A 23,133-nucleotide genomic window follows, 5' to 3' on the forward strand; every position below is an offset into this window, starting at 1 on the left:
GTCAACGTTCTGTGGGCCTTGATCCGTGACCGACGGTGCTATCAAGTCGCACCTCCAGTGACTATGACTGCTTGACAACAGCATTAGGAAGCGGGAAGAGCGTAGATCTCGCCACCGTGGGTGGCCAGTAGCCGCTGTCCCGAGACGGCGATGTGCCACTGCTCTTCCGTGCCCTTGTTGTCGTTGTAGGTCCAGCGGGACTTGCCCGTCTTCAGGTCGAGCGCGACGATCCCGCCCTCGTCGTCGTACGACGCTCCGTAGAGGGTCTGCCCGAAGCGGACGTACTCCGTCGGGGCTCTGCGCGCGCCGGGCTCTTCGCAGAGCCACACCTTCTTGCCGCTCTTGGGGTCGACGGCCCAGACGCCCTGTTCGTAGTCGGCCGCGTAGAGCACGTTGTCGACGACTCTCGGCTCCTTGAAGCCGCGACGGCCGTTGGACGGCAGCTTCCAGCGGTCGTGGCCGGAATCGACGTCGACCGCGAGCAGTGTGGCTCCCGGGACGAAGACCGACCCGCCGTGTACCTCGGGGGTCCACTCCAGATCGTTACCGATCTTCCGGGTCCAGAGCTGGCGCCCCTTCCCCGTCTCGCGCACGGTGAGGTTGTAGTTCGAGTCGGTGTAGACGAGCCGGTTCGCCACGGCGGTGCCCATGACGTCGTAGTCGTCGGTCCCCGCGTCGCGGGTCTGCTTCCAGATCACCTTGCCGGTCCGGTGGCTGATGGCGGCCACCGCGGTGAGCCCGTCGCGGATTTTCCCGTCGTCGACGGAAGCCACCACGTAGACGTGCCTGTCGTCGGCGGCGATGACGGCCGACGCCGTCATCGCCTCGCCCAGCCGGCTGCGCCAGGCCTCTTTGCCGGTTTTCAGGTCGAGGCCGATGACGTCCCCGTCGTACTCCGTGCTGAGCAGGAAGAGCTTGCCGTCCGCGGCCGCCAGCGGTGAGCCCGCCGGGGCCACGCCGGGCCGGGTCCAGACCGGTTTGCCGGTCCTGGCGTTGTACGCGATCAACGGGTCGCCGCTGATCAGGAGCGCACCGTCGTGGACCAGGAGCCGCTGGTCGGGGCTGATGGTGTCCACCGGGACCGGGGTGTGCCAGAGCACCTGCGGCGCTGTGCCGGGTGGCGGGGGGGTGAAGGTGTCGCCGCCGTCACTGGCCGCGCCGGTCCCTGCCTGCTGCCGGGCCTTGTCGTCCGTGCCGCCGCGGGTGCCGAGCATCCATGCCGTCCCGCCGCCCAGCAGCCCGACACCGGCGACACCGCCCGCCGCGATGCCGAGGAACCGACGGCGGGACGCAGCCGCGGGCACGGTGGCGGCGCCCGGCGCGCTCAGGACTGTCGGGACCGGGCCGAAGCCCTGTGGGGCCGTGGCTGCGGGAGGGGCCGGGGTGGCACCGCTACCCGGTGCGGGCACCGCGCTCTGCTGTACGGGCTGCTGTACCGGGAGGTTGCCGCCCGCCGGGGTTTCCAGGTCCAGGATGCGGGAGGCGTGCGTGGCGATGGTCGAGGAAACGGCCGAGGGAAGCCAGTCGGCGAGGATGGCGGCGGTGCCGCCGGGGGCCAGCGACTGGAGGATCTCCGCCGGGGCCGGCCGGTGCGCCGGGTTCTTGGCCAGACAGGCGCGGATCAGGCCAGTCAGCATCTTGGGGGTGCCGGTGAGGTCCGGCTCTGCGTGGACCACCTGATAGAGCAGGGCCGCCGGGGCGGCCGCGTCGCCGAAGACGTTGCGGCCGGTGGCGGCGAAGGCCAGGACCGCGCCGAGCGAGAAGACGTCGCCCGCCACTCCGACGTCCCGGCCGAGCGCCTGCTCGGGTGGCATGTAGCCGGGCGAACCGACCACAACTCCGGTCTGCGTCATACGGCTTCCGTCGACGGCCCGAGCGATGCCGAAGTCGATGACGCGTGGGCCGTCGGCCGCGAGCAGCACGTTGGACGGCTTGAGGTCGCGGTGTATCAGACCGGCCCCGTGGATCTCCTGCAGAGCCGCGGCCAGTCCCGCGCCGAGCGCCCGCACCGTGTGTTCGGGCAGCGCGCCGTGCGCCGCGACGACGTCGGTGAGGTCGGGACCGAGGACGTACGCCGTGGCCAGCCAGGGCAGCTGGGCGTCCGGGTCGGCGTCGACCACGGGAGCGGTGTAGCGGCCGGAGACGGCCCGGGCTATCTCCACCTCATGCCGGAATCGCTGCCGGAACGCCTGGTCGGCGGCGAGGTCCTGACGGACCACCTTCACCGCGACGGTCCGTCCACCGGGCGAGCGTGCCAGGTAGACCCGGCCCATGCCGCCGACCCCGAGCTGGCCCAGCAGCCGGTAGTTTCCCAGGCTTTGCGGATCATCCGGCTGCAACGGGTCCATAACAGGCAATCCCCCACTGGTTATTTGCTGACGCGAGCATGCGTGTGTGCCGATGCATACACGTTGCTCAGGCCACAGTAGAGAATTGCCCGGCGCAGCTCCCTTCAGGGGGCGAGCAGTTCGACGTTCACATCGGCGGGGAAGCCCGTGGTGGCGCCGACCCGGCGGGCGAACTCGCGTACGCCTTCGAGCTGGTCCTCGCCGAAGCGGAAGTCCAGCGTGGTGAAGTAGCGCTCCAGCAGCTGCGCGTCGAAGACCTCCCAGTGCGAGGCCTGCTCGGCGACCTTGGCGACCTCTTCCAGCGACACGTCGCGGGAGGAGAGGAACGCCTCGTGCACCGCCTTGACGACGCCTGGCTCGCGGGCGGCGTAGTCCTTGCGGGCCGCCCACACCGCGAAGACGAACGGCAGCCCGGTCCACTCCTTCCACATCTGTCCCAGGTCGTGCACCTCCAGACCGAGCTTCGGAGCGTCGTGCAGGTTCGCCCGGAGCGCGGCGTCCCCGATCAGTACGGCGGCGTCGGCCTCCAGCATCATCACCCGGAGGTCGGGCGGGCACTGGTAGTAATCGGGGGCGACGCCGTGCCGCTCGGCGAGCAGCAGCTGGGCGAGGCGTACGGAGGTCCTGGACGTGGAGCCGAGCGCCACCCGTGCCCCGTCGAGCTGGTCGAGCGGCTTCTTGGAGACGATCACGCAGGACATGACGGGCCCGTCGCAGCCGACCGCGAGATCGGGGAAGGCGACCAGATCGTCGGCGTTCTTCAGGAACTCGACGAGGGTGACGGGCGCGATGTCGAGTTCGCCGCGGATCAGCTGTTCGCTGAGCTTCTCGGGGGTGTCCTTGGTGAGCTCGAGGTCGAGCAGCGTTCCGGTGCGGGCCAGCCCCCAGTAAAGGGGCAGACAGTTCAGGAACTGGATGTGTCCGACCCGGGGCCGGCTGCGACGGTGGTCGGCTTCGGCGGCGGTGCGGGCGGTGTTTCCGGAGGCGTTCCCGGCGGTGCGGGCGGCGGAATTTTCGGCGTATGAATTGTCCACATCGTGAGGCTAGACCCGCCGTGGGCGACACGGTACGCAGGGGCGGCCGTCAGCTTGACGCGCCGGTTGAGGGACTGCTGACGGGCCGGCTGAAGGGCCGGTCACAAACGTCCGGGTGAAGTGATCTTCACCTCTACCGCAGCCGCGATGGTGCGTGCTAGGCTCGCTCGCAAGTTGCAGTTTGGTTTCCCTTGCAGTACAGAGCCTGCGGAGCATGTGACCCGCAGGCTCTCGTAGTTTTCAGACTTCTTAGCAGGTTCTGGAGCAGGGCAACCCTTTGGCCCAAGGAGGGCTTATGGCTACCGGAACCGTCAAGTGGTTCAACGCTGAAAAGGGCTTCGGCTTCATCGCCCAGGACGGCGGCGGCCCGGATGTCTTCGTCCACTACTCCGCGATCAACGCGTCTGGCTTCCGCTCTCTCGAGGAGAACCAGGTCGTGAACTTCGACGTCACGCAGGGCCCGAAGGGTCCGCAGGCGGAGAACGTCACCCCGGCCTAGTCCCGTCAGGGGCACAGCCTGGGCCGATCGGATCGCGGTCGGGAATAGCACCACCCAAGGAGCCCGCTCCGTACGTTTTTCGTACGGAGCGGGCTCCTGCCTGTGTCCGTCCCGGTGCCTGCGCCGCCCGGGCGGCGCAGGCACCGGTGGGCGGTGGCTACCGGGCGTACAGCGCCTCGATCTCCTGTGCGAAGTCCTTCAGGACGGCCGCTCGCTTCAGCTTCAGCGACGGCGTCAGATGCCCGCTCGCCTCGGTGAACTCGGTCGGCAGGACGGTGAACCTCCGGATGGCCTCGGACCGGGACACCAGCCGGTTCGCCTCGTCCACGGCCCGCTGCAACGCGGCCCGCAGTTCCTCGTCCGCGACCACTTCCGACAGCCGTAGCCCGGCCTTCTTCCGCATCCGGAGCCAGTGCCCGAGTCCGTCGGGTTCCAGGGTGATCAGCGCCGTGATGTACGGCCGGTTGTCGCCGATCACCATGCACTGGCCGACCAGCGGATGCGCCCGCAGCCAGTCCTCCAGGGGCGCCGGCGCGACGTTCTTGCCGGCGGATGTGATGATCAGGTCCTTCTTGCGGCCGGTGATGGTGAGGTAGCCGTCCTCGTCCAGCGCGCCGATGTCGCCGGTGGCGAACCACTGGTCGGGCTCCTGCCAGATCGCCTCGCACCGCTGCATGTCCCAGTAGCCGCTGAACACATGGCCGCCGCTGAGCAGCACCTCCCCGTCGTCCGCGATCCGGACCGCGGTGCCCGGGAGCGGCCAGCCGACCGTGCCGAGCCGCGGTTTCAGCGGGGGCGTGACGGTCGCGGCCGCGGTGGTCTCGGTGAGGCCGTATCCCTCGAAGATCTCGATGCCGGCCCCGGCGTAGAAGGCCGCGAGCCGGTGGCCGAGCGGGGAGCCGCCGCAGATCGCGTACTTCACCCTGCCGCCGAGGGCCGCTCGGATCCGCCGGTAGACCAGCGGGTCGTACAGCGCACGGGCCATCCGCAGACCCTTTCCGGGACCTGGCCCGGTGCCGTGCTCGACCGCTTCCAGGGCCTCGCCGTACCGCTGGGCGATCTTCGCGGCGCGGTCGAAGGACGACGCCCGGCCCATCTTCTCGGCGGTCGCGCGACCGGTGTTGTACACCTTCTCGAGGACGTACGGGATGGCCAGCAGGAAGGTCGGCCGGAAGCCGGCCAGATCGGCCAGCAGGTCGTCGGTGGCGATGCTGGGCGCGTGGCCGAGACGGACGCGGGCCCGCAGGCAGCCGATCGCGACCATCCGGCCGAACACGTGGGACAGCGGCAGGAAGAGCAGGGTGGCCGCCGGGTCCTCGCTCACCGATCTGAAGACCGGGTGCAGCAGCTCGATCGCGTTGTCCACCTCGGCGAAGAAGTTGCCATGGGTGAGGACGCAGCCTTTGGGACGGCCGGTGGTGCCCGAGGTGTAGATGAGCGTCGCGGTCATGGCCGGCGAGACACCGGCCCGCCGGTCGGCGACCGCCTGATCCGGTAGGTCGCGGCCGGCCTCCTTCAGTACGCCGACCGCGCCCGTGTCGAACTCCCAGAGGTGGGTGAGCCCCGGCAGCTGACGGCGCTCGGCGCTGACCAGCCGGGCCTGCTCCTTGTTCTCCACGACGCAGGCGGCCGCGCCCGAGTCCTGCAGGATCCACCGGGTCTGGAAGGCGGACGACGTGGGGTAGACGGGCACGGTGATCAGACCGGCCGCCCAGGCGGCGAAGTCCAGCAGCGTCCACTCGTAGCTGGTGCGGGCCATGATCGCGACCCGTTCGCCGGGCCGCAGTCCCTCAGCGATCAGCCCCTTGGCGACGGCCTGCACCTCGACGGCGAACTCCAGGGCGGAGACGTCGTACCAGCTGCCGTCCGGGCGCTTCCTGCTGAGCACCGCGTCGTCGGGTGCCTGGTACGCGTTGTCGAAAGGGATGTCGGCCAGCGATCCGTGCTCGACGGGCCGGACCAGCGGCGGCACGGACACCTGCCGCACCCTGCCATCGACCCACCGCTTGTCCGGTTCCACCTGCTGCGCCGACACGGTCACTTGCGGCTCCTCATGTCGTGCTGCGCGGTCGGCCCGTGACCCCACGAGCGACCTTACTCAGCAGTAATCTACGACGCCGCGAGAGCCCCGACAATGGCCGCGATCGCTGTCTGCACGTCACCACCACAGCACCCGGCCGTTTCCCGACCGAACGGGCGGGCCCTCAACTCCCTGCCCGCCCGGGAAGCCGGAACTCCACGTGGTCACCCTCCGCGACCGGGGCCGTCTCACGGCCGCGGTGAAGGCGCCCACCGCACGCCCTGCATCAGGTTGTCCAGCCCCGACCAGGCGAAGTTCATCAGGGTTGCCGCGGCCTCCTTCGCCGAGACGCCGGGGTTCTCGTTGGCCCAGCCGGCGAGCGACTCGGCGGCGCCCACCAGCGCCTGGGCGAGTCCGGCCACATCGCCGTCGGGGAGGGCCGGATCGCGGTGGGCCTCGCGGGCGGCCTCTCCGATCAGGCCGGTCACGAACTTCACGATCTCCTCGCGCAGGACGCAGACTTCGGCGGCGAACGGCTCACCGTGCATGCGAGCCTGGTGGTGCAGGATGCTCCAGCCGTCCGGATGCTGCGCGGTGTGCTCGAAGAACGCCCGCAGCCCGAGCCACAGTTGCCGGTCGGCGGCAACACCCGGTCGGACTCCGCTCTGTACCGCGTCGACCAGCGACCGGGCCTCGCGCCGGATGCAGGCGGAGAAGAGCTCTTCCTTGGAGTTCAGATAGAGATAGACCAGGGGCTTGGACACGCCCGCCAGTTCGGCGATCTCGTCCATCGAGGCGGCCCGGTAGCCCTGCTGCCCGAAGCTCCGCACGGCGGCGTCGAGCATCTGCCGCTCACGTACGGCACGGGGCATCCGTTTGCCCTTGGCTGCCTTGACTGCACCCACCTGGGAGGCTCCTTACGCCGGTCGGTCGTTCTCGTCGGGACGAGAGTACGGCTCCGGCCCGGCCCGTTCGCCCGGAGTCGGGGAGGGTGGCGTGAAGTGAGCGATGGGGGGGTTTGCGGGGCCTACTCGGCGGCGACGCCGTCCTCCTGGGTGCGGCTCGCCTCCAGCTTCGCCTTCGCGTTGTCGACCCTGTTGATCAGCTGCGCGGACATCTCGTCCCGCTGGTTGCGCAGCAGTACGAAGCTGAGCGGTGCGGAGACCACCAGGGCGAGCAGGATGGTCCAGACGCCGTTGGACCCGCCGAGCCCCTTGGGCAGCACACCGAAGTGGATGAGCAGCGCGACGAAGACCAGGGACCCCATGAAGATGCCGATCCGCATCGCGGTGTAACGAATCGTGGCGCCGGGCTTGGCTACAGACACGGCTGAGGCCTTTCTCTTCGTACGTATGGCATATCCGACCCTGCCCGACAAGTGAAGCACGCCCGAGTTGTGATCAGGTCAGCGGGAGGAACATCGTGATGTCGTCCCGGTCGTCACCAGGGGCGACCCGGATCGCGTCCGGCACCCGGCCCATCTCCTTGTAACCGCAGGAGGCGTAGAACCGGTCGGCGCCGGTGCCACCGCGACAGGTGAGCCGGATCGCCTCGATACCGTCGATGGAGCGGGCCGCGTCGGCGGCCGCGGCCATCAGCCGGCGGCCGTCGCCCCGGCCCTGGCGGGACGGGCGGACCATCACCGTGTAGAGCCAGAGCCAGTGCCGCATCAGGCGGTGGGTGTTGAACATCAGGAAGGCGGTTGCCGCGACCCGGCCGTCCGCGTCGCGTCCGACCAGCAGGCGGGTACGGCCCTCGGCGATCGACGCCAGGTGCTTGATCAGTTCGGGGCGTACGTCGTCGGCGGTGACGGGTGGTACGAAGCCGACGGCTCCGCCGGCGTTCGTCACGTCCGTCCAGAGCGCGACGACACCGTCCCGCAGCTCCGGGTCCATCCGCGGGTCCAGCTGAAACGTGAGGCTCATGCGAACCAGCGTAGGAAGCGGCGAAGCCCCGGCGTCAACCGGGGCTTCGTCACAGGACCACGATCAGGGTCCGGAGCACGATCAGGATCACAGGGGGCGGCTCAGAACCGCATCAGCTGCGGCGCCTCGCGGCGGTCCGGGTCCGGTCCCTCGAATTCGCGGACGATCTCGTAGTGCGTGTTGCGCTCGACCGGGCGGAAGCCCGAGTCGCGGATCAGCTCGAGGAGGTCCTCGCGGCCGAGCTTGTTCGGCGTGCCGAAGTTGTCCGCGTCATGCGTGATCTTGTACTCGACGACCGAGCCGTCCATGTCGTCGGCGCCGTGCTGCAGGGCGAGCTGCGAGGTCTGCACACCGTGCATCGGCCAGAAGACCTTGACGTGCGGGACGTTGTCGAAGAGCAGCCGGGAGACCGCGAAGGTCTTCAGCGCGTCGACGCCGCTCGCCATCGTCGTGCGGGCCTGAAGGCGGTTACGGATCTTGCCGTCCTTCATGTCCTCGAAGTCGTGCTGGTAACGCAGCGGGATGAAGACCTGGAAACCGCCGGTCTCGTCCTGCAGCTCGCGCAGCCGGAGCACGTGGTCCACACGGTGGCGCGGCTCCTCGATGTGCCCGTAGAGCATCGTGCACGGGGTCTTCAGACCCTTCTGGTGCGCGAGGCGGTGGATGCGCGACCAGTCCTCCCAGTGGGTGGCGTGGTCGACGATGTGCTGCCGGACCTCCCAGTCGAAGATCTCGGCGCCGCCGCCGGTCAGCGACTCCAGGCCGGCCTCGATCAGCTCGTCGAGGATCTCGGACGCGGAGAGCCCGGAGATCGTCTCGAAGTGGTGGATCTCGGTGGCGGTGAAGGCCTTCAGGGCGACCTGCGGGAGGGCCTCTTTGAGCGCGCTGAGCGAGCGGGGGTAGTAGCGCCACGGGAGCGTCGGGTGCAGGCCGTTGACGATGTGCAGCTCGGTGAGGTTCTCGCCCTCCATCGCCTTGGCGAGACGGACGGCCTCCTCGATGCGCATGGTGTACGCGTCCTTCTCGCCCGGCTTGCGCTGGAACGAGCAGTAGGCGCACGAGGCGGTGCACACATTGGTCATGTTGAGGTGGCGGTTGACGTTGAAGTGGACGACATCGCCGTTCATGCGGGTGCGCACCTCATGGGCGAGACCGCCGAGCCAGGCCAGGTCGTCGGTCGCATAGAGGGCGACCCCGTCCTCGCGGCTCAGCCGCTCGCCGGCCCTGACCTTCTGCTCCAGCTCGCGCTTGAAGCCGACATCGTCGACAGATGCAGTCATGTGGCGGCCGCCTCCCATTTCAGTACGTACAAACCCAGCCAACCGTACGCCGCCCCGGCGGCCCCGGGCCCGGGACCCCCTGGACGACCATGCGTCAGTCCTGCTCCGGCAGCTCGCCCACCCGGTTCTCCCACTTGGTCGAGAGCACGATGGTGGTCCGGGTCCGCGACACGCCCTTGGTGCCGCTGAGTCGCCGGATCGTGCGCTCCAGGCCGTCCACGTCGTCGACCCGCACCTTGAGCATGTACGAGTCGTCGCCCGCGATGAACCACGCGTCCTCGATCTCCGCGAGGTCCTTCAGCCGGTGCGCCACGTCCTCATGGTCGGCGGCGTCCGAGAGCGAGATGCCGATGAGGGCCGTCACCCCGAGACCGAGCGACTTCGCGTCGACGGTCGCGCGGTAACCCGTGATGACGCCGGCTGACTCGAGCCGGTTGATGCGGTCGGTGACGCTGGGCCCGGAGAGCCCCACGAGCCTGCCGAGTTCGGCGTAGGAGGCCCGGCCGTTCTCTCTCAGCGCCTGGATGAGCTGCCTGTCCACCGCGTCCATAGGGATGAGCCTTCCATTATTCAGCAATAGCGCGAGTCTAAGTGTAGAATCTAAGGCGTGCAGGGGAAACACCCTGCGAATCTTTCTTCAGGAGTGATTTTCACCGTGTACACGATCGAGATGGCCTACGCCCGCATGCGCGAGCTGCAGGACCTGGCCAACCGTTCGCGTGACCACCGGCCCGCCCCCGCCGAGCGCCGCAGCAGGCGCCACGCCAAGAAGCGCTGACCGGCAGCGGCGGCTAATCGGCACGGGACGCACGGGACCCACCGAGCTCCCCCTTCCACCGGCGGTACAGCTGATGCGGCACCCCTGCCGCGTCCAGCACCCGCCCGGCGACGAAGTCCACCAGATCCTGGATGTGCGTCGCCCCCGCGTAGAACGCCGGAGAGGCGGGCAGCACCACGGCGCCCGCCTCGTCCAGGCTCACCAGGTGCTTCAACGTCTGGCCGTTCAACGGGGTTTCCCGCACCGCGACCACCAGCCGGCGACGCTCCTTGAGCGTCACGCTCGCCACCCGCTGCAGCAGATCCTTCGACAACCCCAGCGCGACCCCGGCCACACAGGCCGTCGACGCCGGCACGATCAGCATCCCCTTGACCGGATACGAGCCCGACGAGGGGCCGGCGGCGAGATCCCCGGCAGGCCAGTGCCGCACCCGCTCGGTGTCGACCGCGAAGGTCTCCGGCTTGCCGTCCGCGCCCCTGGCCAGCCAGGCCCGCAGATCCTGCTGCCAGTGCGCGTCCCGGTAGGCGATCCCCGTTTCGTCGAGGAGGGTGAGCCGTGCCGCCCTGCTCACCACGAGGTCCACGTCCTCGCCCGCGTCCAGCAGCCCGCGCAGCACCGACGCGGCGTACGGCGTACCGGACGCCCCGGAGACTCCGACGATCCAGGGCCGCCGAGGCCGCTGACTGTGTACGTGTCCGTGCTCCACGTGCCCGAGCCTATCCGGCACCCCGGAACCGGCACGGAGTCAGGTGCGCCCGGGGTCCACGGGAGGTGCCGGGCCGAACGTACTCACACGGTCAGACCACGCACCAGCAGATCGAGCAGGGCGCACACGAAGAGGGCGATCCCGATGAAGCCGTTGACCGAGAAGAACGCCCGGTTCAGCCGGGACAGGTCGTGCGGCTTCACCACGTTGTGCTCGTAGACGAAGGCCACCGCGACGATGACCAGGCCGATCCAGAAAAACGTTCCCGCGTCCGTGGCGATGGCGTACCAGACCAGCAGCGCCGTCGTCACCGCGTGGCAGGCGCGGGCCCCGTACAGGGCCGCCGGGATGCCGAAGCGGGCCGGTACGGAGAGCACGCCGTGCGCCCGGTCCGCCTGGACGTCCTGGCAGCCGAAGATCAGGTCGAAGCCGCCGATCCAGATGCCGACCGCGAGGCCGAGGATCACCGCGTCCCACGACCAGGCGCCGGTGATCGCGATCCACGCGCCGACCGGGCCGATCGCCTGGGCGAGGCCGAGGATGGCGTGCGGGAAGTTGGTGAACCGCTTCCCGTACGGATAGACCACCATCGGGATCACCGCGAGCGGGGCCAGCGCGAGACAGAGCATGTTCAGCGCGGCCGCGGCGGCCAGGAAGACGACCACCGCGACCAGCGCACCGGTCCACGCCGACCGCACCGAGACCGCTCCGGTGACCAGTTCGCGGGTGGCGGTGCGCGGGTTCCGGGCGTCGATCTCGCGGTCGATGATGCGGTTGCAGGCCATCGCGAAGGTGCGCAGCCCGACCATCGCGATGGTGACGAGCAGCAGCCGCCCCCAGTGGATGTTGCCGTCGAGCCGGTACATCGCGGTCAGCGCGGCGATGTACGCGAAGGGCAGCGCGAAGACCGAGTGCTCGATCATCACCAGCCGCAGAAAAGCCTTGATCCGGCCCGGCGGTGCGGGCTCGGGCCCGAAGAGATCGTGGGTTGCTGAATCGGCGCTCACGAAAGCCCGTACTCCTTCCAACGGCGGTCGACCTTCGCCGCCGTCCGCGGGTCCGACTCAACCATCTGCGGCCAGCCGCCGTCCCGCGTATAGCCCTCCTCGGGCCATTTCCTGGTGGCGTCGATCCCCGCCTTGCCACCCCAGAACTGCTGGTAGGAGGCATGGTCGAGGTGGTCGACGGGGCCCTCGACGACGGTGAGGTCGCGGGCGTAGTCCGTATTGCCGAGGGCTCGCCAGGAGACCTCGTGCAGATCGTGCACGTCGCAGTCGGCGTCCACCACCACGATCAGCTTGGTCAGCGACATCATGTGGGCGCCCCAGACGGCGTGCACCACCTTCTGGGCGTGCTTCGGGTACTTCTTGTCGATCGAGACGATGGCGCAGTTGTGGAAGCCGCCGGACTCGGGGAGGTGGTAGTCCACGATGTCCGGGATGATGATCTTGAGCAGGGGCAGGAAGAAGCGCTCGGTCGCTCTGCCCAGCGGCCCGTCCTCGGTCGGGGGGCGGCCGACGACGATCGACTGGAGCAGCGGGCGCTCGCGCATCGTGATGCAGTCGACGGTGAGCGCGGGGAACTCCTCCTGCGGGGTGTAGAAGCCCGTGTGGTCGCCGAACGGTCCCTCGGGGAGGGTCCTGCCCGGCTCGAGCCACCCCTCGATGACGACTTCGGCGTTCGCCGGGACCTGCAGCGGGACCGTCCTGCAGTCCACCATCTCGATCCGCCGGCCCTGCACGAAGCCGGCGAAGAGGTACTCGTCGATGTCCTCGGGGAGCGGGGCGGTGGAGGCGTACGTCACGGCCGGGGGCGCGCCGAAAGCGATCGCGACCGGCAGCCGCTCGCCCTTCCTGGCGGCCACCGCGTAGTGGTTGCGGCTGTCCTTGTGGATCTGCCAGTGCATCCCGATGGTGCGCTTGTCGTGGCGCTGGAGGCGGTACAGGCCGAGATTGCGGATGCCGGTCTCGGGGTGCTTGGTGTGCGTGAGCCCCAGGTTGAAGAAGGAGCCGCCGTCCTCGGGCCAGGTGAACAGCGCCGGGAGCCGGTCCAGGTCCACGTCGTCACCGGTGAGGACGACCTGCTGGACGGGCGCGTCGTCGGACTTCACCTTCTTCGGAGGTACGTGAACCATCGAGCCCAGCTTGCCGAAGGCCTCCCGTACGCCGACGAAGCCCTGCGGCAGCTCGGGGCGGAGCAGCCCGCCGATCCGGTCGCTGATCTCGTCGTACGACTTCAGGCCGAGTGCCTTGAGCAGCCGGCGGTCGGTACCGAAGACGTTCATCGCCAGGGGCATCGAGGACCCCTTGACGTTTTCGAAGAGCAGCGCGGGCCCGCCGGCCTTGTTGACGCGGTCGACGATCTCCCCGACCTCCAGGTAGGGGTCGACTTCTGCCTTGACGCGCTTGAGGTCGCCGTCGCGCTCCAGCGCCCTGAGCAGCGAGCGAAGATCGTCGTAAGCCATGCCGTCCAGTCTGTCATCCCCGCGGCGACGACAGACCGGCACCTGCGCGGACCGCTACCCTGTGCCCGTCATCGGGGCGTCCGCGCGTCCCTTCACCATTCCCGGGGGGAATCTTCGATCATGCTCAGGTATCTGCCGTTTCTGCTGGTCCTGGCGCTGTGGATCTACGCGTTCATCGACTGCCTCAACACCCCCGAGGAAGAAGTCCGCGGTCTTCCCAAGGTGGTGTGGGTCATCATCATCCTGCTCTTCGGCGAAGTGCTCGTCGGTCCGATCGCCTGGCTGGTGGCCGGCCGGAACCGGCGCGGTCCCGTGGCAGGATCGACGCCCTCCGAGTGGCACCGCAACCAGCGGACGACCTGGACCGCTCCGGACGACAATCCCGAGTTCCTCAGGTCGCTGAAGGAAGAGGCCAGGAAGGACGAGTCCATGCTGAAGGACTGGGAGGCGGACCTGCGTCGCCGTGAGGACGAGCTGCGGCGCCGGGAGAGCGAGGGCGAGATCTGATGGACCGTGCACTCGACGGCGCAGCCGAACCCGCCCTCGACCCCTCCCTCGTCGAGCGGTGGCTGGCCACCGCGGTCGCCGAGGCGCGCGCCGGGCTCGCGGAGGGCGGCATCCCGATCGGCGCCGCGCTGTACGGGGCGGCAGGCGAGCTGCTCGGCCGCGGGCGCAACCGGCGTGTCCAGGACGACGACCCTTCGATGCACGCGGAGACCGCGGCGTTCCGCGCGGCCGGCCGGCAGCGGTCGTACCGGGGCACCACCATGGTCACCACCCTGTCGCCCTGCTGGTACTGCAGCGGTCTGGTGCGGCAGTTCGGGATCTCCCGGGTGATCGTCGGCGAGGCGGCGACGTTCCGCGGCGGGCACGAGTGGCTGGCCGAGCACGGGGTGCGGGTCGTGCTGCTGGAGGACGCGGAGTGCGCGGACCTGATGCGCGGTTTCGTGGCCCGGAACCCCGAGCTGTGGAACGAGGACATCGGCGTCGACTGAGGGCCCGTCGGAGGGGAAAGGCCTGGTCAGTCGTGCTCGGTGCACACCGACCGGTAGCCGTCGCGCAGTTTCCGCCAGTGCTCCGGATCCTGGGCCGACCAGTCCTTGGGCCGGCCTGCGAGCGCGTCGTGCAGGAACTCGAAGTGCTGATGCCAGCCGGCCAGCCGGTCGAGGCGCAGCCCGTCGGGCCCGGTGAACTCGTTGGTGAAGCGCAGCACGCTCGCCCGGCGCCCGACCGACTCCAGGTGGAACCGGATGCGCCCGTACATGGCGAGCGTGTACTCGGCGACGTGCTCCACGTCCCAGGCGGTGACGGTCCCCGCGGCGACCGTGGACTCCTGGAGCCAGCGCAGCGTGACCCGGCCGCCGAGCCGTGACTCGAAGACGTCCGCCGCAGCGAGCCACCCGGGAAGCCCCACCGGGGTGGCCACCGCGCCCCACACCTTCTGCACCCCGTACGGCAGATACAGGGCGAAGCGCAGGACCCGGGTGTCCCCATGGCTGGAACTCGTGCCGTGCGCGATCGCCTTGGTCATGTCATCAGCCTGGCCCGGCAGGCCCGGTTCCGCACCGGAAGAGGCCGGTTTCCCGAGGTGTGTCGGGAAACCGGCCTCTTCCGCACGACCTGCGGGCCGGTGTCGGACGGGTCAGACGCCGGCGTAGGAGTGCTTGCCGGTGATGAAGATGTTGACGCCGTAGTAGTTCCAGATCCAGCAGCCGAAGGCGAAGAGCGCCAGGTAAGCGGCCTTCCGGCCCTTCCAGCCGGCGGTCGCCCGGGCGTGCAGGTAGCAGGCGTACACGACCCAGGTGATGAACGACCAGGTCTCCTTGGGGTCCCAGCCCCAGTAACTCCCCCAGGCCTCGCCCGCCCAGATCGCACCCGCGATGATGGTGAACGTCCAGAGCGGGAAGACCGCGGCGTTGACCCGGTACGAGAACTTGTCGAGCGAGGCCGCCGAAGGCAGCCGGGAGAGCACCGACTCGGCGAACGCGCCGGGCTGCTCGCCGCGCGCCACCTTCGCCTCGTAGCTGTCCCGCAGGAGATACAGCAGCGTGCCGACCGCGCCCATGTAGAACATCGCGCCGCAGATGATCGCCGTGGAGACGTGGATCCACAGCCAGTACGAATGCAGGGCCGGGACCAGCTGGTCGCTCTTGGTGTAGAGCACCGTGGTGGCGAGACCGAGGTCCAGCAGGACCGTGGTGACCAGGGCGAGCCCCAGCCAGCGGATGTTCTTCTTCAGGACCAGCAGGATCAGGTACGCGGCGACCACGACCGTGGAGAAGGTCAGCGAGAACTCGTACATGTTGCCCCAGGGGGCCCGCTGCACCGATGCGGCACGGGCGACCACACCGCCGGCCTCGACCAGGAAACCCAGGACGGTGAGCGAGATCGCCATCCGCCCGTACAGGTCGCCCTTCTCGGTACCGCCGGCCGCGCCCGGACCGTCCGGCACGTCACGGGATCCGACCGCCGACCGGGTGACGATCTTCGGCCGGTCGAGTACGTCGGTGCCCCCGCCCTGCTTCTTGACCTGGACGACCGGTGCGGTCGTCGCGGCGGACGCGGTCGTCAGCGCGGCCGCGGTGCGGCCGACCTTGCTGCGCCCGCCGAAGGTCCACTCCGCGATGTGCGCGAAGAAGGCCAGCGTGTAGACGGCCATCGACGAATAGACGAGCACATTGCTGATGTGCGCCAGGTTCTCATTGGTTCCGGCGGCGAGATTCACTTCTCGGCCCCTTCGGCAGTTTCTGCGGTTGCTGCGGAATCAGGCGCCGACGGCGCCACTGAATGGAGCGTTGCGGCCAGGTCGGCCAGTTCCTCGGGGAGCTTCGCGGACTCGCTCCGTCCGAGGCCGGCCATCTCGACGACGGTGACGCCGTCCTCTCCCCGTACGGCCCTGACCCAGACGCGGCGGCGCTGGATGAACAGCGATCCGGCGAGACCCGCGATGGCCGTCAGTGCGCCGGCCAGCGCGAAGCCGTTGCCCGGCTGATGCGAGATCTGGAAGCTGGCCCACTGCTTGACGCCCACGAACTGGATGGAGCCCGCGCCGTCCGGCAGCTTCATCGTCTCGCCGGGCAGCAGCAGCTTCGCGAGCTTCTTGCCGGAGCTGGTCGTGAACTGGGTCATGTGCTTCGTGTCGAGCTGATACACGCTCTGCGGCAGCCCGGAGTCCACCCCGAGGTCGCCGTGCAGACCGGACACGGCCATCACCGGGTAGTCCAGGCCCGGGTAGGTCGAGAACATGGTGCCCTTGCCCTTGCCGGCGAAGGTCGGGACGAACAGCGCGTTGAAGCCGAGCTGCTCCTGCTTGCCCTTGGCGTTCCGGTAGCCGTCCATGACCTTGATCGCACCGGTCGACGTCGCGTTGGAGTCGATCGGCAGCATCGGCACCGCGTCGCGGTAGACCTCCTTGCCGCGCCCGTCCTTGACGGAAACGATGGGGGCGTAGCCGTGCGAGATCAGATAGACCTTCGAACCGTCGACCTCGAGCGGCTCGTTGACCTTGATGACGGCCTTCTTCTCCTTGCCGTCGGGGCCCTCGGAGTACGTCACCTGTGCTTCGTACTTGCGCGGCGTACCGCGGTTGGGGCCGCTGTGCTCGTATGTCCCGACGAACTTGTTCAGGGTGAAACTGAACGGGGCCAGGTCGTTGGAGTTGAAGAGCGTGCCGGGGGTGAAGTCGTCGTACTGGGTGAGCGTGTTGGAGAAACCGTCGCCGTCGACGATCAGCTTGCCGCCGTCCGACTTCCACAGCTGCCCGCCGGCGAAGGAGACCAGCAGCACGATCAGCGCGATGTGGAAGAGCAGGTTTCCGGTCTCGCGCAGGAAGCCCTTCTCGGACGCGACCGCGTCACCTTCGCGGTGCGCGCGGAAGCGGCGCTTCTTCAGCATCGCCAGCGCGGCCTCCCGTACGGCCTCCGGCTCCGAGTCCGTACGCCAGGTGGTGTACGCGGGCAGCCGGGTCAGCCGCTTGGGCGCGGCCGGCGGGCGGCCGCGCAGCTGGCCGACGAACTGCCAGGTGCGGGGCACGATGCAGCCGATGAGGGAGATGAAAAGCAGGATGTAGATCGCCGAGAACCACACCGAGCTGAAGACATGGAACATGCCCAGCTTCTCGTAGATCGGCGCGATCACATGGTGCGCGGCCTTGAACTCGTCGACCTTGACCTGGTCCTTGCTGGTCTGCGGGATCAGCGAGCCGGGGATGGCGCCGAGGGACAGCAGCAGGAGCAGCAGCAGTGCGACCCGCATCGAGGTCAGCTGGCGCCAGAACCAGCGGATCCAGCCGATCACACCCATGGCGGGGAGGCCGGCCGCCGACTCCTCCTTGGGCGCGGTGGACAGCTGGGATCCGGCGGCGCCGAGGTCGGCCTCGTTCTCGGCGTTCTCGGCGTTCGCGGCGGCTTCGTTGGCGGCGGCCGTCGTTTCGGTCTTGCTCATTCAGATCCCCACCGTGAAGCCGCTTGACCAGCCCTGCATCTGCTGGATGATGTGGTCCCAGGCGCCCGTCACCAGCAGAACTCCGGTCACGATCATCATGATTCCGCCGATCCGCATCACCCAGGCGTAGTGCTTCTTGACCCAGCCGAAGGCACCGAGCGCCTTACGGAAGGCCACCGCCGCCAGCACGAACGGCACCCCGAGGCCGAGGCAGTAGGCGACGGTCAGTATGGCCCCGCGGCCGGCCGTGCCCTGGTCGGCGGCGAGAAGACTCACCGACGAGAGCGTCGGTCCCAGGCAGGGAGTCCAGCCGATGCCGAAGAGCGCGCCGAGCAGCGGAGCGCCGGCCAGTCCGGTCACCGGCCGCTTGTGCATCCGGAACTCGCGCTGGGTCAGCCAGGGCATCAGCCCCATGAAGAACAGCCCGAGCAGGACCATCAGGACGCCGAGCACCTTGCTGAGAGTGTCCCGGTACTCCTGGAGCGTGTTGCCGAAATAGCCGAAGAGCGCGCCGCCGGAGACGAACACGGCGGTGAAGCCGAGGACGAAGAGCGTCGCGCCGACGGCCATACGCCCGCGTCTGGCCTGTGCCAGGTCGGAACCGCTGACTCCCGTGACGTAACTCAGATAGCCGGGAACCAGCGGAAGCACGCACGGCGAGAAGAAAGAGACGAGCCCGGCGAGCAGGGCGAGCGGCAACGCCAGGAGCAGCGCCCCGTTCGTCACTGTTCCCTCTATGCCGGAACCGGCCGCCTCGGCGGCAATTGCGAGCACGGGATCACTTCTCCGCGAGCAACGGGTCGATCATCTTGTGCAGCGTCTCCTCGTCGACCCCGCCGGACTTCCGCGCTGCGATCTTCCCCTCGCGGTCGATGACGACCGTGGAAGGAATCGACTGAGGACTCAGGCTGCCCTTGGGGAAGCGCAGGATGAGCTTTCCGGACGGATCGAAAAGACTCGGGTACGGCATGTCGTGGCCGGTCTCGAAAGCCTTGGCGTTGCCTGTGGTGTCCCGGGTGTTGATCCCGACGAATTCCACGCCCTTGGCTTTGAGCTGCTTGGCGACCTTCACCAGATGGGCCGTTTCGTCGCGGCAGGGCGGGCACCAGGAGCCCCAGACATTGACCACCACGATCTTGCCCTTGTCGGCTGCCCCGACGTCGAGCTTTTTGCCGTCGACGGTGGTGCCGGACAGATCGGGAGCATCCTGTCGACCGGTCTTCGCCGCCGTGACGATCCCACTGCTGCTCGTCACATAGTGGGCGTCCTTCGAACTGCTCACCTTGGTCCCGGACCCGCAGGCCGACAGGGCGACCGCGCAGGCAGCGGCAGCGGCGCCCAGCTGGACGGTGCGGCGGAGCCGGGTGCTGGAGCGGAGGGGGCGGGTAAGAGCCATGTGAAAAGTTTCGCATGGCCGATCCGCAGATCTTGGCCACCCCCCTCTCTGCCCGGAACGCCCGTTGTCAAGCGGCCTTAAGGAAACCGTTCCAACCGCCGGCGGGGCTCTCACCGACATCGAGTGCGCGCAGCTTGTCGAGCACCGCCGGATCCTGGACGTCGAGCCAGTCGCAGAACTGCTTGAACGAGACCAGCCTCACATCGGGGCGTCCGGCGATCTTCTTCAGCGCTTCTTCGACGGCATCCATGTAGATTCCGCCGTTCCATTCCTCGAAGTGGTTTCCGATGTACATCGGCGCGCGATTGGACTCGTAGGCCCGCTGGAACCCGGCGTAATACGAGGCTGCCGCCTGCTGACGCCAATAGGCGTAATGCGAGGTCATGCCCTTCGTCGAATTCTTCGACTGGTTGGCCAGCATGTTGTAGTCCATCGAGAGGACTTCGAACTTGTGCCCGGGAAAAGGGATCTGCTGGAGCGGCAGGTCCCACAGTCCGCCGCGCTTGACCGGCCAGACCTGCCGTCCACCGGGTGAGCTCGCGTCGTACCGCCAGCCGAGCTTGCGCGCGGTCGGCAACAGATTGTCCTGGCCGAGCAGACAAGGGGTGCGGCTGCCCGCCAGTTCCTTGCGGTAGTCGAAGGGCAGCGGGTCCTCGTCATGCCAGCCGGTGTTGGTGCGCCATTCGGTGACGAAGGAAATCGCCTGGTCGATCTCGCTCTGCCAGTCCGCGGGGGTCCAGTGCGCGACCGATCCGGACGTGGTGCCGCAGAAGTGCCCGTTGAAGTGGGTCCCGATCTCGTGGCCGTCGAGCCAGGCCTGCCGGGTGTACTTCATCGTCGCCTTGATGTGCTCGTCGCTGAGGTATCCGATGGCCGAGGCACCGACGCGGTTGTTCGGCGGGTGGTAGAGCGCCTTCTTCGACTCGGGCAGCAGGTAGAGGCCGGAGAGGAAGAAGGTCATTCCCGCGTTGTGTTCCTTGGCGAGCTGCAGGAACCGGGGGAAGAGTCCGTTGCCGACCTCGCCCGCACCGTCCCAGGAGAAGATCACGAACTGCGGAGGGGTCTCACCCGGCTCCAGCCGTACCGGCTCGGCCGGCTGGTGCGGCTGCGGTCCGGTGTCGGCGGTCGACCCGTCGCCGATGAGCCGGACCGGCGTGGACTTGTCGGGGCCTGCGCCCGCCCCGAGGTTGCCCTTGTCCTTCGCCCGGTGGGCGGGCCCCGAGCCGCCGGGCCCTGAGCCGCAGGCCGCCAGTCCTGCCGCGGCCGCGGCTCCTGCCCCCAGTCCCAGCAAACCCCTCCGGCTCATGTTGTGCATAGCGCCACCCACCATCCATCGACTACCGCCCATACAAGCGAACAACTAGTCAGATGATGGGATTAATGTGATGGTTGCCCGCTAACCGCCACGAAATTTCACCCTAGGCACCGAAGGATTTGGCTTTCCCTTTGGAGGGCTTTGCCCCCGCCAGAAGATGGGACGGCACCAGGTCCCTCGCCGGTTCCGAGTAACCGACCGAAACGATGCGGTCGCCCTGATACGTAAAGCTCGTCAGCGAGGCGAGCGTGCACTGCCGTTTGCGCGGGTCGTGCCAGAGCCGCCGCCGCTCGACATAGCTCCGCACGGTCCAGATGGGCAGCTGATGGCTGACGCAGACCGCTTCGTGCCCACGCGCCGCATCGCGCGCGGCACTCAGGGCGCCCATCATCCGTACGACCTGATCGATGTACGGCTCACCCCAGGACGGGCGGAACGGATTGGTGAGGTGCTTCCAGTTGGCCGGCTTGCTCAAGGCGCCGTCACCGACCCCGAAGGTCTTCCCCTCGAAGATGTTCGCCGCCTCGATCAGCCGCGCGTCGGTGGCGATGTCCAGACCGTGCGACGTGGCGACCGGGGCCGCGGTCTCCTGAGCGCGCTCCAGCGGCGAAGCGACGACATGGGTGATGTCGCGGCTCGCGAGGTGCTCGGCCACCCGGTCGGCCATCTTCCGGCCCAGCTCCGACAGGTGATAACCCGGCTTGCGCCCGTACAGCAGACCGTCCGGGTTGTGCACCTCGCCGTGGCGCATCAGATGGACGACGGTGATCTCCTCACCGTCGGCGTCACCTCTGTTGCTTCCGGTGGTGCTGGTGCTGCTGTCGTTCATGCGGACACCTCGGCGGCTGCTCGGGCGGCGGCGGGGAGGGCGGCGGCGATGCGCTCGACCGCCCGCTCGTCGTGCGTGGTGGAAACGAACCAGGACTCGAAGGCCGACGGCGGCAGGTAGACACCCTGCGCCAGCATCGAGTGGAAGAACGGGGTGAACCGGAAGGCGTCCTGCGCCTTGGCGTCCTCGTAGTCACGGACGTCGCGGTCACTGAAGAAGACCGAGAACATGCTGCTCGCCGTCTGGATGCGGTGCGCCACGCCTTCCTTGCTCAGCGCCGCGGAGACGAGCCCCTGGATCTCCTTGGAGACGGCGTTGACCTTGTCGTACGCCGCGTCGTCGAGCAGCCTCAGCTGCGCGAGCCCGGCGGCGGTGGCGACCGGGTTACCGGAGAGCGTGCCCGCCTGGTAGACCGGGCCCGCCGGGGCCAGATGCGCCATCACGTCCGCGCGGCCGCCGAACGCGGCGGCCGGGAACCCGCCGCCCATGACCTTGCCGAAGGTCATCAGGTCGGGGCGGACCCCGTCGACGCCGTACCAGCCGGCCTTCGAGGTACGGAACCCGGTCATCACCTCGTCGGAGATGTACAGCGCGCCGTGCGTGGCACAGAGCTCCTTGAGCCCGGCGTTGAAACCCTCGCCCGGGGGCACCACGCCCATGTTGCCCGGCGAGGCCTCGGTGATCACGCAGGCGATCTCGCCCGGGTTGGCCAGGAAGGCCTGACGCACCGCTTCCAGATCGTTGTAGGGCAGCACGATCGTGTCGCCGGCCTGGGCGCCCGTCACACCGGGCGTGTCGGGGAGCCCGAAGGTCGCCACCCCGGAACCGGCGGCGGCCAGCAGGGCGTCCACATGACCGTGATAGCAGCCGGCGAACTTCACGACCTTTGCCCGGCCGGTGAAACCACGGGCCAGCCGGATCGCCGACATGGTCGCCTCGGTGCCCGAGGACACCAGGCGCACCTGCTCGACCGGCTCCACCCGGGCGACGATCTCCTCGGCCAGGGCGACCTCGCCCTCACCCGGCGTACCGAAGGACGTACCGCGCGCGACCGCGGCCTGCACCGCCGCGATCACCTCGGGATGGGAGTGGCCGAGAATCATCGGCCCCCATGAGCACACGAGGTCGACGTACTCACGTCCATCGGCGTCGGTCAGATAGGGGCCGGAACCAGACACCATGAACCGGGGCGTACCGCCCACCGCCCGGAAGGCACGGACCGGCGAGTTCACCCCGCCGGGTGTCACAAGGGACGCACGGTCGAAGAGCGTCTGCGAAACTGGGGCTTCATATTCGTACGGATAGCTCACACAAGCCATGGTGTCAGAGGCACAGACGGTATTGCGGACAGGTGTTTCACCGCACATCCGTGGGGGAGGTCTCTGACACGATGATCGGGTTGCGCGGCGGGGGCCGCGAGTGGTCGGGTGGAGATATGCATCGCGGTGGCGGACTGGGCGAGGGGACCGACGACCTGGGTCCCGAGCCTGCCCGAAGGGGCAAACACCGACGAGAGGCTGAGGCGCGGGCTCAAGCAGGGAACAGAAGCAGTGGCAGCGGTGGACTTGTGGGGGTGACCTACAAGTACTTCGGCGCGCCCGATGGAGCCACAGCGGCGCGCGTGCCCATCACCATGCGCCCGGAGGAGCTGGGCGGTGATGAGCTCGGCATGGGTGGCATGTTCACGAAAATAAAGCCGGAGACGATGGCCGCCATGGTCCTCACCGGCATCCAGGGCATACCGCTGGGCAAAGTCCCGCCACTCGAACTGGTCGTGCTGCACCCCGATTACGCGGTGGTCAAACTCCCGATGACGGTCGTGGACCCGCTCCGCGGCGTCGGCGAGGAATCGGTGGGCGCGGCGGCCTTCATCTGGTCGACGGTCCCGGACCGCGGCGGGCCGCGGGACGCGTTCAACGCGTACCAGTTGCTGCACGAGTGGCAGGACTTCAGCCATCGGCTGCACGACGCGGGCCATCAGGCGTACTGCCTGGTGTGGCCCTAGTGACCTGAGTCGAAGATTCGTCGTTGGTTGGGCATGAGTCGTCCGGGTCCGAAGATTCCGCCGTTGTCGGTCACTGTTGCTCAGCGGGGGG

24 protein-coding genes are annotated in these 23,133 nt (G+C 68.6%); 5 read left to right on the forward strand and 19 right to left on the reverse strand.

What is annotated here, in order from left to right; all coding sequences use genetic code 11:
* Positions 1-83: 83 nt before the first annotated feature.
* Together AB0436_RS30055 and AB0436_RS30060 are read right to left on the reverse strand one after the other, a co-directional pair.
* Complete coding sequence (locus tag AB0436_RS30055) at positions 84-2,348, reverse strand: serine/threonine-protein kinase (protein ID WP_366471095.1); 2,265 nt, start codon at positions 2,346-2,348, stop codon at positions 84-86.
* Between the two features lie 104 nt (positions 2,349-2,452).
* Positions 2,453-3,265 carry a menaquinone biosynthesis protein gene (locus tag AB0436_RS30060; protein ID WP_366471112.1) on the reverse strand — a complete coding sequence of 271 codons (813 nt, stop codon included), beginning with the start codon at positions 3,263-3,265 and terminating at the stop codon, positions 2,453-2,455.
* A 412-nt stretch (positions 3,266-3,677) separates the two neighbouring features.
* Here AB0436_RS30060 and AB0436_RS30065 point away from each other — a divergent pair, with 412 nt between their 5' ends.
* Positions 3,678-3,881 (forward strand): cold-shock protein, encoded by a 204-nt coding sequence (locus tag AB0436_RS30065; protein ID WP_003967102.1) that lies wholly within the window; start codon positions 3,678-3,680, stop codon positions 3,879-3,881.
* A gap of 157 nt (positions 3,882-4,038) precedes the next feature.
* Here the strand turns inward: AB0436_RS30065 and AB0436_RS30070 are convergent, their stop codons facing one another.
* The 6 genes from AB0436_RS30070 to AB0436_RS30095 form a co-directional block, all read right to left on the reverse strand.
* On the reverse strand, positions 4,039-5,922 hold the full coding sequence (locus AB0436_RS30070) for a long-chain fatty acid--CoA ligase (RefSeq protein WP_366471096.1): 1,884 nt from the start codon (positions 5,920-5,922) through the stop codon (positions 4,039-4,041).
* 227 nt (positions 5,923-6,149) lie between these two features.
* On the reverse strand, positions 6,150-6,773 hold the full coding sequence (locus AB0436_RS30075; RefSeq protein ID WP_366471113.1) for a TetR/AcrR family transcriptional regulator: 624 nt from the start codon (positions 6,771-6,773) through the stop codon (positions 6,150-6,152).
* Positions 6,774-6,928: 155 nt separating this feature from the next.
* Complete coding sequence (locus tag AB0436_RS30080) at positions 6,929-7,228, reverse strand: DUF4229 domain-containing protein (RefSeq protein ID WP_366471097.1); 300 nt, start codon at positions 7,226-7,228, stop codon at positions 6,929-6,931.
* Positions 7,229-7,301: 73 nt separating this feature from the next.
* A complete protein-coding gene (locus AB0436_RS30085; protein ID WP_366471098.1) occupies positions 7,302-7,826 on the reverse strand; it encodes a GNAT family N-acetyltransferase in 525 nt (174 codons plus the stop codon).
* Between the two features lie 101 nt (positions 7,827-7,927).
* Positions 7,928-9,124 carry an aminofutalosine synthase MqnE gene (gene mqnE / locus AB0436_RS30090; RefSeq protein WP_365851896.1) on the reverse strand — a complete coding sequence of 399 codons (1,197 nt, stop codon included), beginning with the start codon at positions 9,122-9,124 and terminating at the stop codon, positions 7,928-7,930.
* A gap of 76 nt (positions 9,125-9,200) precedes the next feature.
* A complete protein-coding gene (locus AB0436_RS30095; RefSeq protein WP_365851897.1) occupies positions 9,201-9,656 on the reverse strand; it encodes an Lrp/AsnC family transcriptional regulator in 456 nt (151 codons plus the stop codon).
* Between the two features lie 105 nt (positions 9,657-9,761).
* Here AB0436_RS30095 and AB0436_RS30100 point away from each other — a divergent pair, with 105 nt between their 5' ends.
* Entirely contained in the window at positions 9,762-9,884 is a 123-nt protein-coding gene (locus AB0436_RS30100) for a hypothetical protein (RefSeq protein WP_366471099.1), read from the forward strand.
* A 13-nt stretch (positions 9,885-9,897) separates the two neighbouring features.
* Here AB0436_RS30100 and AB0436_RS30105 read toward each other — a convergent pair whose 3' ends face one another.
* The 3 genes from AB0436_RS30105 to AB0436_RS30115 all read right to left on the reverse strand — a co-directional run bounded on the left by AB0436_RS30105 (position 9,898) and on the right by AB0436_RS30115 (position 13,054).
* Positions 9,898-10,590: a UbiX family flavin prenyltransferase gene (locus AB0436_RS30105; RefSeq protein ID WP_366471100.1), complete on the reverse strand. Its 693-nt coding sequence runs from the start codon at positions 10,588-10,590 to the stop codon at positions 9,898-9,900.
* An 83-nt stretch (positions 10,591-10,673) separates the two neighbouring features.
* Complete coding sequence (gene mqnP / locus AB0436_RS30110) at positions 10,674-11,597, reverse strand: menaquinone biosynthesis prenyltransferase MqnP (RefSeq protein ID WP_366471101.1); 924 nt, start codon at positions 11,595-11,597, stop codon at positions 10,674-10,676.
* Complete coding sequence (locus AB0436_RS30115) at positions 11,594-13,054, reverse strand: menaquinone biosynthesis decarboxylase (RefSeq protein WP_366471102.1); 1,461 nt, start codon at positions 13,052-13,054, stop codon at positions 11,594-11,596. Before AB0436_RS30115 ends, mqnP begins: the two co-directional genes overlap by 4 nt.
* A gap of 120 nt (positions 13,055-13,174) precedes the next feature.
* Between AB0436_RS30115 and AB0436_RS30120 the strand changes: the two genes are divergently transcribed.
* Both AB0436_RS30120 and AB0436_RS30125 read left to right on the forward strand, forming a co-directional pair.
* Positions 13,175-13,561, forward strand: coding sequence for a PLD nuclease N-terminal domain-containing protein (locus AB0436_RS30120; RefSeq protein WP_366471103.1), 387 nt, complete (start codon positions 13,175-13,177; stop codon positions 13,559-13,561).
* Positions 13,561-14,049 (forward strand): nucleoside deaminase, encoded by a 489-nt coding sequence (locus tag AB0436_RS30125; protein WP_366471104.1) that lies wholly within the window; start codon positions 13,561-13,563, stop codon positions 14,047-14,049. The genes AB0436_RS30120 and AB0436_RS30125 overlap by 1 nt, the downstream gene beginning before the upstream one ends.
* Positions 14,050-14,075: 26 nt before the next feature.
* Here the strand turns inward: AB0436_RS30125 and AB0436_RS30130 are convergent, their stop codons facing one another.
* The 8 genes from AB0436_RS30130 to hemL all read right to left on the reverse strand — a co-directional run bounded on the left by AB0436_RS30130 (position 14,076) and on the right by hemL (position 22,356).
* Positions 14,076-14,585 carry a hypothetical protein gene (locus tag AB0436_RS30130; RefSeq protein ID WP_366471105.1) on the reverse strand — a complete coding sequence of 170 codons (510 nt, stop codon included), beginning with the start codon at positions 14,583-14,585 and terminating at the stop codon, positions 14,076-14,078.
* Between the two features lie 111 nt (positions 14,586-14,696).
* Positions 14,697-15,779: a c-type cytochrome biogenesis protein CcsB gene (ccsB, locus tag AB0436_RS30135; RefSeq protein ID WP_366471106.1), complete on the reverse strand. Its 1,083-nt coding sequence runs from the start codon at positions 15,777-15,779 to the stop codon at positions 14,697-14,699.
* On the reverse strand, positions 15,776-17,497 hold the full coding sequence (locus AB0436_RS30140) for a cytochrome c biogenesis protein ResB (protein ID WP_366471107.1): 1,722 nt from the start codon (positions 17,495-17,497) through the stop codon (positions 15,776-15,778). The genes ccsB and AB0436_RS30140 overlap by 4 nt, the downstream gene beginning before the upstream one ends.
* A complete protein-coding gene (locus tag AB0436_RS30145; protein ID WP_366471115.1) occupies positions 17,498-18,262 on the reverse strand; it encodes a cytochrome c biogenesis protein CcdA in 765 nt (254 codons plus the stop codon).
* Between the two features lie 13 nt (positions 18,263-18,275).
* A complete protein-coding gene (locus tag AB0436_RS30150; RefSeq protein ID WP_366471108.1) occupies positions 18,276-18,893 on the reverse strand; it encodes a TlpA disulfide reductase family protein in 618 nt (205 codons plus the stop codon).
* Between the two features lie 67 nt (positions 18,894-18,960).
* On the reverse strand, positions 18,961-20,208 hold the full coding sequence (locus AB0436_RS30155) for a hypothetical protein (RefSeq protein WP_366471109.1): 1,248 nt from the start codon (positions 20,206-20,208) through the stop codon (positions 18,961-18,963).
* Between the two features lie 103 nt (positions 20,209-20,311).
* Positions 20,312-21,037: a histidine phosphatase family protein gene (locus AB0436_RS30160; protein WP_366471110.1), complete on the reverse strand. Its 726-nt coding sequence runs from the start codon at positions 21,035-21,037 to the stop codon at positions 20,312-20,314.
* Positions 21,034-22,356: a glutamate-1-semialdehyde 2,1-aminomutase gene (gene hemL, locus AB0436_RS30165; RefSeq protein WP_366471111.1), complete on the reverse strand. Its 1,323-nt coding sequence runs from the start codon at positions 22,354-22,356 to the stop codon at positions 21,034-21,036. Before hemL ends, AB0436_RS30160 begins: the two co-directional genes overlap by 4 nt.
* Positions 22,357-22,472: 116 nt before the next feature.
* Here hemL and AB0436_RS30170 point away from each other — a divergent pair, with 116 nt between their 5' ends.
* Complete coding sequence (locus AB0436_RS30170) at positions 22,473-23,042, forward strand: hypothetical protein (RefSeq protein ID WP_366471116.1); 570 nt, start codon at positions 22,473-22,475, stop codon at positions 23,040-23,042.
* Positions 23,043-23,133: the final 91 nt, after the last annotated feature.

Origin of the sequence: Streptomyces sp. NPDC051322, from assembly GCF_040689485.1 — a bacterium.
Classification (GTDB): Bacteria; Actinomycetota; Actinomycetes; order Streptomycetales; family Streptomycetaceae; genus Streptomyces.